The following is a 13,732-nucleotide window of genomic DNA, read 5'->3' on the forward strand; positions in this document are numbered from 1 at the left end:
CGCCAGCTACTCCTTCAAAGAAATAAAGAATCAATAAACAAAAATTTAATTAGTCAGTGGCTTACCGGCACGCACGAATCCAGGTTTGGTGACCTTGACCGGCATTTCACGGTTGCGGATCTGAACGATGGCCTGCTCGCCGATACCGGCGGGTACGCGGGCCAGGGCGATGCTGAAGCCCAGGGTCGGTGAGAATGAACCGCTGGTGATCACCCCTTCATGCGTCTGACCTGCTTCATCGGTGAAACGCACCGGCAGCTCATTACGTAATACGCCTTTTTCCGTCATGATCAAGCCGACCAGTTGTTCGGTACCCACTTCGCGCTGTTTTTCCAGCGCTTCACGGCCGATAAACTGACGGTCTTCCGGCAGCCAGGCAATGGTCCAGCCCATGTTGGCAGCCAGCGGCGAAATGCCTTCATCCATCTCTTGCCCGTACAGGTTCATACCCGCTTCCAGACGCAGGGTGTCACGTGCACCCAGGCCAGCAGGCTTCACGCCCGCCGCCAGCAGTTTCTGCCAGAAATCGACCACCTGCTCTTTCGGCAGGGCAATTTCATAACCCGCTTCGCCGGTATAACCGGTAGTGGCAATAAACAGATCCCCGGTCTGTACGCCGAAGAACGGCTTCATGCCTTCAACCGCGCTTTTTTGTTCCGGGGTAAATAAGGTGGCGGCGCGCTCTTTGGCCTGTGGGCCCTGCACCGCAACCAGCGCCAGATCGTCACGCACCGTCAGCGCTACGCCGTACGGAGCTGCGTGTTCTTCGATCCAGGCCAGGTCTTTGTCGCGGGTGGCGGAGTTCACCACCAGGCGGAAATAGTCTTCAGTAAGGAAATAAACGATCAGGTCGTCGATCACACCGCCAGACGCATTCAGCATGCCGGTGTACAAGGCTTTGCCAGGTTGAGTGAGCTTGGCGACGTCATTCGCCAGGAGGTAACGCAGGAATTCGCGGGTGCGGGCACCGCGCAGATCTACAATGGTCATATGGGAGACGTCGAACATACCGGCATCCTGACGCACGGCGTGGTGCTCATCGATCTGGGAGCCGTAATGCAGCGGCATCATCCAGCCATGAAAATCTACCATGCGCGCACCGCACGCCACGTGCTGGTCGTACAGTGGGGTTTGCTTTGCCATCTTTTCCCTCATTTCACTCAGAAGCTGAAGATAGGGTGCTACTACGCAATACATCAGATAATGGCTCGCGGCCGGATTGCGTGGCGCACTGACTGCCCAACAGAAACGCTGCGCCGAACGTGCAAAAACTGCGGCTAACCGCTGCGACGCAAACGATACCTTTGTCCTGACGTTATCACCGAACGACCCCATTAACCATAAGTTAAAATAGGCTTGGCGTCGCTCAGGTCCAGTAAAAGGCTGGGCTAGTGTGCAGAGTTTTTGACTGGAAAAATGCGCTTTAAGGCACAAAACCAACAATTAAAGCACCAAAAATCCGAAGTTATATAACAAACCCAAGGCCGGATACGGAATTTCGACTTTTGATAACCGAACATGGAATTAGAAAAACTAATGGCAAAACCGACCTGGAATTAGATTATTTCAAATGAAGGGTTATATAAGAAAAAGCTATGGGTATAAGGCGCAGGGCTGCGCCTTTGAGAATCGATGTATCGCGGGGAAATGAGGCAGAGAGGCCTGACGACCTCTCTCAGGCTGCCGTCAGGCCAGCCATTCAGGCAGGTCATTCAGGCCCATCGCCTGACGCACCAGCTTGGGCTTCACGCCCGGCAAACTGTCGGCCAGGCGCAACCCGACATCACGCAACAGTTTCTTCGCCGGGTGGTTACCATCAAACAGTTCGCGGAACCCTTGCATGCTGGCCAGCATCACCGCAGCACCGTGTTTGCGACGGCGTTCGTAGCGGCGCAGATACAGGTGTTGACCAATATCCTTGCCCTGACGTTGCAGACGGCGCAGTTCGGCGATCAGCTCTGCCACATCCATAAAGCCCAGATTCACCCCCTGCCCAGCCAGCGGATGCACGGTATGCGCCGCATCGCCCACCAGCGCCAGACGGTGCGCGGCAAAGTTGCGGGCATAACGCCCGGTCAGTGGGAAGGTCTGACGTTCACTTTCCAGGGTGCAGGCACCGAGGCGCAGGTCAAAAGCCATCGCCAGCTCACGGTTAAACTGCTCCGGCTCCAGTTGCTTCAGGCGTTCAGCCTCTTCCGGTGCCACCGACCAGACGATCGAGCTTAAATGCGGATCGCTGAACGGCAGAAACGCCAGAATGCCATCGCCGTGGAACACCTGCCGCGCCGTCGCCAAATGCGGCTCTTCGGTGCGGATCGTGGCCACCAGCGCATGGTGGCGGTAATCCCAGAAGGTCAGCGGGATATCGGCATGCTGACGCAGCCAGGAATGGGCACCATCGGCCCCAATCACCAGTCGGGCGGTCAGCATGCGGCCGTCTTCCAGAGTGATGAAAGCGTCGTTTTCGCCCCAGGCCACCTGCTTGAGCGCCGCAGGCGTCATCAGCGTGACGTCGCTCAGGTTTTCCGCCCGCTTCCACAACGCCTGCTGGATCACCGAGTTCTCGATGATATGACCAAGATGATTAAAACCGCATTCGTCACCACGGAAGGCTATTTTGCCGAAACTGTCGCGATCCCAGACTTCCATGGCGTTATAGGCGCTGGCACGCAGGTTGAGGATCTCGTCCCACACGCCAATGTGCTGCAGCAGGCGCTCGCTGGCGGCATTGATGGCGGAAACGCGCAGTTCCGGCTGTGGTTGCGGCGGCGTCATATCCGGTTGCTGCTGTTCCAACACCGCAACGCGCAGACCGCTGCCCTGCAAACCACAGGCCAATGCCAACCCCACCATACCGCCGCCGGCGATAACCACGTCAAATGATTGCATGCTGCTTAATTTCCTTAAATGACTCGCTGTGCCATTGCCCAGCGCTTTGGGCACAGCATGCTGCGCCTGTGCTTATACACCGCTTAGCGATCCACCCAGCCCAAAGTACGTTTGGCAAAGGCGTCCCGCACTGACGGTAGCTGGGCCATCGCCATCAGACCCAGATTACGACCGACCACCAGGGGGCCGTAGCGATTGGCAAACAGCCGGATCAGGCCGTCTGTCACACCGATGGTGGCCTGCTGATCTTGCTGTCGCCGTTGTTGATAACGCCCCAACAGCGCATAACCACCGGGATCTTCTCCGGCCTGCTGCGCCTCGGCCAGCGTTTCCGCCAGCGACATCACGTCACGCAAACCAAGATTAAACCCCTGCCCGGCGATCGGATGAAGCGTCTGTGCGGCATTGCCCACCAGTGCCAGCCGGTGGCTGACATGCTGATTGGCGGTCAGCAGGCTGAGCGGGTAGCTGTGGCGTTTGCCGGCGCGAAGAATTCGCCCCAGACGCCAGCCAAATGCCTGCTGCAATTCACTGATAAAACGCTCATCGTCCCATCCGTCGACCTGCTCGCGATCTTCACGCGCATGACACCACACCAGTGAGCTACGCCCCTGAGACATCGGCAGTAAAGCCAAGGGCCCGTGACGGGTGAAGCGTTCAAAAGCGCGCCCCTGCGGATGCTCTGCAGTGGTGACGTTGGCAATGGTAGCAAACTGCGGATAGTCACTTTGCTGCCACTGCAGATTACAGGCCTGTGCCAGCGCCGAACGTGAGCCGTCCGCCGCCACCAGCAGTTGCCCGCTAATGCGCTGACCGTTATCCAGCAGTACTTCGGCCTGCTCTACTGTACGCACCACATCGACCACCCGGGCCGGACAGTGCAACGTCACACCCGGTGCCTTGGCAAGCAGCGCAAACAACCGTTGACCGGCATCGTGCAGCTCAATCACCTGCCCCAACGCATCGACCTGGTAATCCTGCGCGTGCAAATTAACAAACCCGGCATGACCGCGATCGCTAACGTGCACCTGGGTAATGGCCGTCGCACAGTCACTCAGCACCGGCCAAACGCCAATGCGCGTCAACTGCTGACAGGTGCCCTGCGCCAAGGCAATGGCGCGGGCGTCAAATCCCGGATGGCTGCGGTCGTCCGGTCGGGTCGCTTCAACCAGATCAACCGCCAATCTTCCCTGAGTCAACGAGGAAATAGCCAGCGCCAAAGTCGCCCCCGCCATACCACCGCCAACGATGATTACACTCATGCTGTTACCTTGCCGCCGCCATCAGTGCTTCGATGGCGTCTGCATCTTTCACTACGCTGGCCGTCAGATTCTCAATGCCGGTGGCGGTGATCAGGATGTCGTCTTCAATACGAATGCCCATGCCACGATATTCTTCCGGCACATCAGCATTCGGCGCAATGTACAGCCCCGGTTCGACGGTCAGCACCATACCCGGTTCCAACGTACGGTCGCGATCTGGCGTACCGTAATGGCCGACATCATGCACATCCAGCCCCAGCCAGTGACCCAGGCCATGCATGTAGAACGGACGATGTGCCTGTTCGGCAATCAACTGCTCGACTTCGCCTTTCAGGATCCCCAACTCCACCATCCCGGTAATCATGATGCGTACTACCTCATCGTTGACCACACGAATGCTGATGCCCGGTTTGAACATTTCCAGCGCCCGTTGCAACGACGCCAGCACGATGTCATACACCGCGCGCTGCGGTCGGCTGAATTTGCCGTTGACCGGGAAGGTACGGGTGATGTCGCCAGCATAGCCTTTATACTCGCAGCCGGCGTCGATCAGCACCAAATCGCCATCGCGCAATTCACTTTCGTTCTCGGTGTAGTGCAGGATACAGGCGTTGTCACCGCCACCGACAATGGTGTTGTAAGACGGGTAGCGGGCACCGAAGCGGGTAAACTCATGATGAATTTCCGCCTCGAGCTGATATTCGAACATGCCGGGACGGCATTTCTGCATTGCACGGGTATGGGCCAGCGCGCTGATCTCACCGGCGCGACGCATAATCACCATCTCTTCCGATGACTTGAACAGACGCATTTCATGCAGCCACGGACGCCAGTCGGTCAGAGTTGCCGGTGCCTGCAGGTTCTGGCGGAAACCCTTGCGCAGCTTGTCCAGCGCAGCAAACAGGATTTGATCGGCATAGTCGTATTGGCCCTGCGCGTGGTAGATCACGTCCAGGCCATTGAGCAGCAGGGGCAATTGGTCGTTGATTTCATCGAACGGCAGCGCGCGGTCCACACCCAGCGTCGCCGGAGCAGCCTCTTGGCCCAGACGGCGGCCAAACCAGGTTTCCGCCGTCAGATCGCGCACCCGGTTGAACAGCACGCTGTGGTTATGCGTCTCGTCACTCTTCACCAGAATCAATACCGCGCCCGGCTCGTTGAAGCCGGTCAGGTACCAGAAATCGCTGTTCTGACGGTAAGGATATTCGGTATCGGCACTGCGCGTTGCTTCCGGCGCAGAGAAAATAATCGCCGCGCTGGCCGGAGCCATTTTCGCCAACAGCGCCTGACGGCGGTTGTTGAATTCCTGCTGAGTCATCACCTTCTCCTGAAATCAATCTGCCTGTGCTCACGGCCTCAAGGACGTGAAATAGGATGTTTAGTGCAAGGTCGGTTTGGCATTTTCCGGCGCCGTCGGCTTGCGGCGAGTAAATTCGGTGTGGCACAAAATGGCCGCCATCCGCACATACTCCACCACTTCCTCCAGAGAGTGCTCAAGCTCTTCCTGGTCTTCATCTTCTTCATAACCGAGTTGGGCGATGTTGCGCAAATCGTCGATCGCCTCACCCAGCTCGTCTTTCACCTGGGCCAGTTTCGGCTGCATCATACCGAGTCCGAGCAGGAAGTGGTTCACCCAGCCGCTCAGCGCGTCGGCGCGATCAAACACGCTGACCGTTTCGCCTTCCGGCATCATCAGTTGGAACATGAAATCGTCGTCTTCCAGCGTTTCACGCGTAATTTCATGAAGTTGCTGAAGTGGCAAGCTTAGCGCCTGCGGGAAGGCCACGCCTTCGTTTGTCAGATCATAGACCAGCGATTGCCAGCCGGCATCGCGGCTGCCACCGCACAACAGGCCACTGATCAGGCCGTGCATTTCTGCTGCGGTCAACGCCACCGCTTGCTGGTTAAGGGCAAGGGTCAAAGATTGGTAACTTGGAAATGTATTCTGTATAGACATGCGCATTCGTCATCGTTGGCAGGATAAGTTCGTGTTATGCTACCACCAAGGTCCGTCGCTGTGCCAGATAAGCACGACACCTCAGTGGCTAGTTATAATCGTGATGTGTCAGAATTAACACAGTACCGGCAGGGAACAAAATGAAGCTAAATACGCATTTTGAAACCCTTTTTTGACTGGTAATGTCTGTCGCGGTAGATTACAACCAGGTACTGAAAAAGGGGTTGTATCTTGGTACCGAGGTATATATAGTGGCGCCCGCTTTGGTGGCCCGGTAAGGGTAGACTGGGGCTGGCGCGAAATTTAGGCAGGAAGGTGGCATGTCTGCACAACCGGTAGATATTCAAATTTTTGGTCGCTCTTTAAGAGTCAATTGCCCGCCAGAACAACAAGATGCGTTGAACATGGCAGCGGTCGATCTTAACGAACGGTTGCAAGATCTTAAAGTTCGCACTAGAGTCACAAATACTGAGCAGCTCGTTTTCATCGCAGCATTGAATGTTTGTCACGAACTTGCTCAAGAACGGTTGAAAACCCGTGATTATGCGTCCAATATGGAACAACGCATTCGCATGCTACAACAGACCATTGAACAGGCTTTGCTTGAACAAGGTCGCATCTCTGAACGTCAGGATGCACAATTCGAATAACTTAAGTTGCTGAAATCCTGGATTTTGGCAATGAGTAAAAAATTTCTCTGAGATGTTCGCCAGCGGGCCAGTCCCCTGAGCCGATAATTAGTACCAACAGAATGTGATGATCCGCGATCGGTGTGCATGCTCGGCCCGCCGAGAAGCCTTAAGATTGCGACAGCACGTTCACCTTGAACCATGGGTTCAAGGGTTACAGCCTGCGACGGCATCTCGGAGATTCCCCTTCCTCAGCGGTAAGTGTGCTGACTATGTCTTTTCAAGCCCAATATGCCCAACAGCGGCAAAACATCCGAAACCAAATCCGTCAACTTCGACGCGCCTTAACACCCGAACAACAAAATAATTTCGCCCTGCAGACGGCTGAACGCATCGCTGCGCATCCGCGCATCCAGGCGGCACAAAGCATTGCGGTGTTTTTGTCGTTCGATGGCGAGCTCGATACCCGTCCGCTGATTGAACGGTTATGGCAGCAAGGCAAACAGGTTTATCTACCGGTGTTGCACCCGTTTAGCCCCGGCAATCTGCTGTTCCTGCGCTACACCCCGGAAACGCCGCTGGTTAACAACCGCTTCAATATCCTTGAGCCACAGCTCGATGTGCGCAATGTCTTGCCGGTCGGCTCACTCGACGTAGTGCTGACGCCACTGGTGGCGTTTGACAGTACGGGTCAGCGTTTGGGGATGGGGGGAGGTTTTTACGATCGCACTTTGCAAAACTGGCAACATCTCGGCCCCTACCCGATCGGGTTGGCACATGACTGCCAGCAGGTGGAACAGCTGCCGGTGGAACATTGGGATATCCCGCTGCCGGAGATCGTTACCCCATCGCAGAATTGGGTATGGCGGATAGCCGAATAGCAAAAGGCCGGATAAATCCGGCCTTGGTTGTTACAACGCGTTCAATCAGAGCAGCAAGCGAGCACGGATAGTGCCGGCAATCGCCTTCATACGTTGCAGTGCCGCATCGGCACGTTCAGTTTCAGCTTCGATGTCGATCACCACATAGCCGATTTCCGGACCGGTTTGCAGATACTGCGCGGCGATGTTCACCCCTTCTTCAGCGAAGATCTGGTTAATCTGCGTCAGTACGCCAGGACGGTTTTCATGGATATGCAGCAGACGGCTGGCATTCGGGCCATGCGCCGGCAGTGACACTTCCGGGAAGTTAACCGCCGACAGGGTCGAACCGTTGTCGGAGTATTTCGCCAGCTTACCGGCCACTTCGTCACCGATGTTCTCCTGCGCTTCCTGAGTCGAACCGCCAATGTGCGGGGTCAGGATCACGTTGTCGAACTCGCACAACGGTGAGTTGAACGGCTCACTGTTGGTCGCAGGTTCTTCCGGGAAGACGTCGATTGCCGCACCGGCCAAATGCTTGCTGGCCAATACTTTGCACAGTTCAGGAATGTCCACCACGGTACCGCGCGAGGCGTTGATCAGAATCGAGCCCGGCTTCATCAATGCCAGCTCTTCTGCGCCCATCATATTCTTGGTCGACAGGGTTTCCGGCACGTGCAGCGTCACTACGTCGCTCATGTTGAGCAAATCGGACAGGTGGCGTACCTGTTGGGCATTGCCCAACGGCAGCTTGTTCTCGATATCGTAGAAGAACACTTTCATGCCCAGGCCTTCGGCCAGGATACCCAACTGAGTGCCGATATGACCGTAGCCGATAATCCCCAGCTTCTTGCCGCGCGCCTCAAACGAGCCCACGGCCAGTTTCTGCCATTCACCGCGGTGTGCCTTGGCGTTGGCGGACGGAATGCCGCGCAGCATCAGCAGCAACTCGCCCAGCACCATTTCGGCCACGGATCGGGTATTAGAGAAAGGTGCGTTAAACACCGGAACGCCGCGCTTGGTCGCCGCCTTCAGATCAACCTGGTTAGTACCGATACAGAAACACCCTACCGCCACCAGCTTTTCTGCAGCGGCGAAAACTTCTTCGGACAGATGCGTACGCGATCGGATGCCGACGAAGTGAGCATCGCGGATCGATGCCTTAAGCGATTCGGTGTCTAACGCACCTTTGTGATATTCAATGTTGGTATATCCGGCTGCCAGCAGATTATCTACCGTGCTCTGATGAACCCCTTCCACCAACAGGAATTTAATCCTGTCTTTCTCCAATGATACTTTTGCCATTTACCCGACCCTATGTTCAGACTTCAGAAGCGGCTGTTGTGAAACAGCACGCATCCAACATAACAAAAATAACGCAGGCGGCAATACAAACGATTGCCCGCCCGTCAGGACAAGGCTCAGCGTTGTTGCTGGTTTCTGGCAGAAAATGCCATAGGGAAAGAAATAGGCAGAAGCTTCGTGGAGCTATCGCTCGTAATGTGACATATGTCACCAAATTTAGCGCTTTTAATAAAAGATATTTTAACCAGTGAATTATGCGGCCCGGTGGGATCCAAGACCGCATACCTGTAGAGGACTCTACATTATCCGATGACCTTCACGCCATCAGGCGTACCGACCAGCGCCACGTCGGCGCCACGGTTGGCAAACAGCCCCACGGTCACTACACCGGCGATGCCGTTGATTTTATTTTCCAGCGCAATGGCATCAAGAATGCTGAGATTATGCACATCCAGGATCACGTTGCCGTTATCAGTCAGGACATTCTGACGATACTCCGGCAGTCCGCCCAGCTTCACCAGCTCACGCGCCACGTAGGAGCGCGCCATTGGGATCACTTCTACCGGCAGCGGGAATTTACCCAGCACGTCGACCTGCTTGGTGGAGTCGACAATACAGATAAACTTGCGCGCGATGGCGGCAATGATTTTTTCACGCGTCAGCGCAGCGCCGCCACCTTTGATCATCTGCATCTGGCGGTTGATTTCATCCGCACCGTCGACATAAATATCCAGCGAGTCCACTTCGTTGCTGTCGAACACGTGGATGCCGAGGCTTTTCAGCTTGGCAGTGGAGGCGTCGGAGCTGGACACCGCGCCTTCGATCTGGTGTTTGATCGAGCCGAGCGCGTCAATAAAGTGGGCGGCGGTCGAGCCGGTACCCACCCCGACGATGGTGCCCGGGGTCACGTAATCCAGCGCTGCCCAGCCAACCGCTTTTTTCAGTTCATCCTGCGTCATAATATGTCCATTGCCTCTGTACGAAAACGTGTGCGTATTATAGGGTAAATCGCTATTTTTCACTTAGGCAGGATCACACTTCTTCACCCTGAGCCGCATTTTTAGGCGCAGTGCGGCAAGATGGCCCTGTGATTTTCCACCTGTAATACACCAGAGATGTGGCATAGTGCCTGTATCAATTTACTTTAAGGGATATCTTTCCGATGAAACGCCCAGACTATCGAACGCTGCAAGCGCTGGACGCGGTGATCCGTGAGCGTGGCTTTGAGCGCGCCGCGCAAAAACTTTGCATCACACAATCGGCAGTATCCCAGCGCATCAAGCAGTTGGAAAACCTGTTTGGCCAACCGCTGCTGGTACGTACCGTGCCGCCACGTCCGACCGAACAGGGCCAGAAGCTGTTGGCGCTGCTGCACCAGGTGGAATTGCTGGAAGAAGAGTGGCTGGGCAACGACACCGGCATTGATACGCCGCTGCTGCTGTCGCTGGCAGTTAACGCCGACAGCCTGGCGACCTGGCTGCTACCGGCATTGAAACCGGTGCTGACAGATTCCCCTATCCGCCTGAACCTGCAGGTAGAAGACGAAACCCGCACTCAGGAACGTCTGCGCCGGGGTGAAGTGGTTGGCGCTGTGAGTATCCAGCCACAGCCGCTGCCAAGCTGCCTGGTGGATCAACTGGGCGCGCTGGACTATTTGTTTGTCGCCTCGAAGGGTTTTGCCGAGCGTTACTTCCCGAACGGGGTTACGCGCTCCGCGCTGCTAAAAGCGCCGGCGGTGGCGTTCGATCATCTCGACGACATGCACCAGGCTTTCCTGCAGCAGAACTTTGATCTGTCGCCGGGGAGCGTGCCCTGCCATATCGTGAACTCGTCGGAAGCCTTCGTGCAGTTGGCACGCCAGGGCACCACCTGCTGTATGATCCCGCATCTGCAGATTGAGAAGGAGTTGGCTTCGGGCGAACTGATCGATCTGACGCCGGGTCTGTTCCAGCGCCGCATGCTGTTCTGGCACCGCTTCGCGCCGGAGAGCCGCATGATGCGTAAAGTGACCGATGCCCTGCTGGAGCACGGCCGCCAGGTTCTACGCCAGGATTAAATAGAAAAGGTTCGCCGCGGCGAACCTTTTTTACTGAAACCCACCTGCGTTACTGTGCCGCGTTGCGCTGCAACTCAAACACTACATCCACCTGATCGTCAAAGTGAATGCTTTGCTGTTCGTAGGTTTGCGCCGCATCGCTTTCCGCTGCCGCCCCCGCGGATTTATACATGCGTGCTACCGGCATCGGCTGGTAGTTGGCGACATGGTAACGAATGCTGTATACCGGCCCCAGCTTGGCGTTAAAGCCTTTCGCCAGAGACGCGGCCTGCTGAGTTGCGTTCTCGATAGCCTTCTGACGCGCCTGCTCCCGGTAAACATCCGGTTTTGCCACACCCAGCTCAACGGAACGGATCTCATTGAGACCGGATTTCAACGCCCCGTCCAGCAGCTCGTTCAGCTTGTCCAACTGGCGCAATGTCACCTGCACCTGACGAACGGCACGGTAGCCTTTCAGCACTGACTCACCGGTTTTCAGGTAATCATATTCCGGCTGGGTGCGCAGGTTGGCGGCGCTGATGTCTTTCTTCTCAATATTGTTTTTCTGCAGGAAATCAAAATATTGCGCTACGCGCTCATCAACCTGCTTCTTCGCCTGGGCGGCGTCTTTGGATGAAACGCTGACCTCGATCGCCAGGGTGGCGATATCAGGCGTCGCGTCAACGCTGGATGTGCCCGAGGTCACCACGTGTGGCCCTTCCGGCACTTCTGCCGCTTGCAGCGCCAGAGGTAACGTCCCTAATCCAACCATTGCGGCCATAGCCAATGCTTTAAGCTTCACAGTGTCTCCTTGATGACAGGCTGTAACTGATTTACCGGCCTTTCTCTTCTGAGAACAACCGGTTCCTTGGCATCAAACGTAGCATATCGCGCGGGCTTTTGAATTCGGATTAGTGACAAATTCTTATAAACCTGCCCCCTGCCAGGCCAACTGCAAAGCGATGCCCCACATCACCACGCCGACCAGCGTATTGATGATGCGCTGCGCCATTTGGGTTTTCAGCCACGGCGCCAGCCAGGAAGCCAACAGCGCCAGGGCGAAGAACCAAACGATGGAAGCACTCACCGCCCCCAGTGCAAACCAGGAACGTACGTCCGGCGTCAGTTGCCCTCCCAAACTTCCCAGCACCACAAAGGTGTCGAGATAGACATGCGGATTCAACCAGGTCACCGCCAGCATGGTAACCACCAGCCGCCAGCGGCTTTGCTTCAGCTCTTCGGCCGTCGCCAGCGCCAGTTGCCGGCTAAATGCGGTACGAAAGGCTCCCCAGCCGTACCACAGCAGAAAGGCTACCCCACCCCAGGTCACCAGCGCCAGCAGCAGCGGCGAGCGGCTCAGCAAGGCACTGCCACCGAAAATCCCCCCGCAGATCAGCACGATGTCGCTCAACGCACACAGCGACGCGACCATCAGGTGGTACTGACGGCGAATGCCCTGATTCATGACAAAAACATTTTGCGGGCCCAGCGGCAGGATCATCGCGGCACTCAGGGCAAAGCCCTGTAAAAAGACAGCTAGCATGGTATTCCTCACAGAGAAAAGAGCGCCGGGCAGCGGCGCGTATCGGTCAATACGCGCATCATAGGAGGAAAAAATTATTAGGTGAAATTGATATTTCTAATCAACTATCAGCAATGCTAATAGTCAGGCCGGAGTAACAAACCCCAGTTCCTGAGAAATACGCTGTGCGGTCGCCAGCACCGGCTTAATCAGGGCTTTGACACCAATCTGTTGCAGTTTGGCGGTCGGCAAAGAGACCGACACCGCATAAGGCACCCGCTGTTGAATATCAAATACCGGTGCCGCCACGCAGGACACCCCCAGCTCATTCTCTTCGCGATCCATCGCCATGCCCTGCTTGCGAATATCGGCCAGTTCCTCATACATCTTCGGCAACTCGGTGATGGTATTGCGCGTCAACGTCTGAATTTCATGCTGATGGGTTTGCCAGTAGCGATCGGGATAATCGCTGTTGCCGTAGGCCATAAAAATCTTGCCCATCGCCGAGCAATACAGCGGCATATGCTGGCCGATATAGGCACGGGTACGCATCATGCCGGTAGTCGGTTCCAGCTTGTAGATCAAAATGACGTGGTCGTCTTCGCGGCTGGAGAAGTTGACCGTCTCCCCCACTTCCAGATTGAGTTGCTCCAGGTGCGGCGCAGCGACATGGATAATATTCAGCGAGGAAAGCGCCTTCTGACCGATAGAAATAAACTTGGTGGTCAGGCGATAGCTGCCGGGCGACGGGGCCTGGGTGACATAGCCGCTGGTATGCAGCCCTTGCAGCAGGCGATGGACGGTACTTTTATTCATGCCTGCCAACTCAGACAGGTGCGCCAATGGGCAGCCGTTAGGGAAGTTGCTCAGGATCTCAATCAGTTGCAAACCGCGGAACAGGCTTTGACTACCCAGGGGTTTGTCTTTCTTGTCATCTTTCTCGTCGACAGCTTTCAGGCTCATAGCGCAATTTCTCCAGTGTCGAGCCGCCAGCCAACGCCACGGCGTGGTAAACGGACCCTTTGCCGGGAATGTTACCCCAAGGCCCGCATCAGGTGAAGACGGAACGCCGTTTCATTGTCGGTAGCAGGTTAAAAATACGCAACATGCCGCTAACTTCCGAAGTGAGTTGTGCGTCACAATTCCGCAAAGATATAAATAACCACTTGTTTTAAAAAGACAATTAAAACCTCTCCGGCTTTGCTTTAGATCGGCAATCGGCATATTATTTTTGAAATTGAATTTCGCATATTGAAATTTAAAGGCGATATAA

The 13,732-nt window shown here is 55.8% G+C and carries 13 protein-coding genes and 1 other RNA gene; 4 read left to right on the forward strand and 10 right to left on the reverse strand.

Annotated features, from left to right (window positions below):
* Nucleotides 1-45: 45 nt before the first annotated feature.
* The 5 genes from gcvT to F8R23_RS20855 form a co-directional block, all read right to left on the reverse strand.
* Nucleotides 46-1,143, reverse strand: coding sequence for a glycine cleavage system aminomethyltransferase GcvT (gcvT, locus tag F8R23_RS20835; protein WP_099065327.1), 1,098 nt, complete (start codon nucleotides 1,141-1,143; stop codon nucleotides 46-48).
* A 543-nt stretch (nucleotides 1,144-1,686) separates the two neighbouring features.
* Entirely contained in the window at nucleotides 1,687-2,889 is a 1,203-nt protein-coding gene (ubiI, locus tag F8R23_RS20840) for an FAD-dependent 2-octaprenylphenol hydroxylase (protein WP_129937038.1), read from the reverse strand.
* An 83-nt stretch (nucleotides 2,890-2,972) separates the two neighbouring features.
* Nucleotides 2,973-4,151, reverse strand: coding sequence for a 2-octaprenyl-6-methoxyphenyl hydroxylase (gene ubiH / locus F8R23_RS20845; RefSeq protein WP_112347302.1), 1,179 nt, complete (start codon nucleotides 4,149-4,151; stop codon nucleotides 2,973-2,975).
* Between the two features lie 4 nt (nucleotides 4,152-4,155).
* Nucleotides 4,156-5,469 (reverse strand): Xaa-Pro aminopeptidase, encoded by a 1,314-nt coding sequence (pepP, locus tag F8R23_RS20850; RefSeq protein ID WP_112347303.1) that lies wholly within the window; start codon nucleotides 5,467-5,469, stop codon nucleotides 4,156-4,158.
* A gap of 60 nt (nucleotides 5,470-5,529) precedes the next feature.
* The gene (locus F8R23_RS20855) at nucleotides 5,530-6,108 is read right to left on the reverse strand and encodes a YecA/YgfB family protein (protein ID WP_099065323.1); all 579 of its coding nucleotides are present in this window, start codon (nucleotides 6,106-6,108) and stop codon (nucleotides 5,530-5,532) included.
* A 320-nt stretch (nucleotides 6,109-6,428) separates the two neighbouring features.
* Between F8R23_RS20855 and zapA the strand changes: the two genes are divergently transcribed.
* The 3 genes from zapA (at nucleotide 6,429) to F8R23_RS20870 (ending at nucleotide 7,618) form a co-directional block, all read left to right on the forward strand.
* Nucleotides 6,429-6,758 (forward strand): cell division protein ZapA, encoded by a 330-nt coding sequence (gene zapA, locus F8R23_RS20860; protein WP_012146623.1) that lies wholly within the window; start codon nucleotides 6,429-6,431, stop codon nucleotides 6,756-6,758.
* 41 nt (nucleotides 6,759-6,799) lie between these two features.
* Nucleotides 6,800-6,982: non-coding RNA, 6S RNA (ssrS, locus tag F8R23_RS20865), on the forward strand.
* A 27-nt stretch (nucleotides 6,983-7,009) separates the two neighbouring features.
* Nucleotides 7,010-7,618: a 5-formyltetrahydrofolate cyclo-ligase gene (locus F8R23_RS20870; protein WP_129937037.1), complete on the forward strand. Its 609-nt coding sequence runs from the start codon at nucleotides 7,010-7,012 to the stop codon at nucleotides 7,616-7,618.
* Nucleotides 7,619-7,663: 45 nt separating this feature from the next.
* On the opposite strand, the gene serA is transcribed toward F8R23_RS20870, so the two are convergent.
* Both serA and rpiA read right to left on the reverse strand, forming a co-directional pair.
* On the reverse strand, nucleotides 7,664-8,902 hold the full coding sequence (gene serA / locus F8R23_RS20875; RefSeq protein WP_099065321.1) for a phosphoglycerate dehydrogenase: 1,239 nt from the start codon (nucleotides 8,900-8,902) through the stop codon (nucleotides 7,664-7,666).
* Between the two features lie 302 nt (nucleotides 8,903-9,204).
* The gene (gene rpiA, locus F8R23_RS20880) at nucleotides 9,205-9,861 is read right to left on the reverse strand and encodes a ribose-5-phosphate isomerase RpiA (RefSeq protein WP_085118743.1); all 657 of its coding nucleotides are present in this window, start codon (nucleotides 9,859-9,861) and stop codon (nucleotides 9,205-9,207) included.
* Between the two features lie 203 nt (nucleotides 9,862-10,064).
* On the opposite strand from rpiA, the gene F8R23_RS20885 reads away from it, so the two are divergent.
* Nucleotides 10,065-10,958 (forward strand): LysR family transcriptional regulator ArgP, encoded by an 894-nt coding sequence (locus F8R23_RS20885; protein WP_012146627.1) that lies wholly within the window; start codon nucleotides 10,065-10,067, stop codon nucleotides 10,956-10,958.
* A 49-nt stretch (nucleotides 10,959-11,007) separates the two neighbouring features.
* Here the strand turns inward: F8R23_RS20885 and F8R23_RS20890 are convergent, their stop codons facing one another.
* From F8R23_RS20890 to F8R23_RS20900, 3 genes are all read right to left on the reverse strand, one after another.
* Nucleotides 11,008-11,739, reverse strand: a complete 732-nt coding sequence (locus F8R23_RS20890; protein WP_129937036.1) for an oxidative stress defense protein — start codon at nucleotides 11,737-11,739, stop codon at nucleotides 11,008-11,010.
* A 123-nt stretch (nucleotides 11,740-11,862) separates the two neighbouring features.
* A complete protein-coding gene (argO, locus tag F8R23_RS20895; RefSeq protein WP_129937035.1) occupies nucleotides 11,863-12,480 on the reverse strand; it encodes an arginine exporter ArgO in 618 nt (205 codons plus the stop codon).
* Between the two features lie 123 nt (nucleotides 12,481-12,603).
* Nucleotides 12,604-13,422, reverse strand: coding sequence for an IclR family transcriptional regulator (locus F8R23_RS20900; protein WP_129937034.1), 819 nt, complete (start codon nucleotides 13,420-13,422; stop codon nucleotides 12,604-12,606).
* Nucleotides 13,423-13,732: the final 310 nt, after the last annotated feature.

It is taken from the genome of Serratia proteamaculans (assembly GCF_008830365.1).
GTDB lineage: Bacteria > Pseudomonadota > Gammaproteobacteria > Enterobacterales > Enterobacteriaceae > Serratia > Serratia proteamaculans.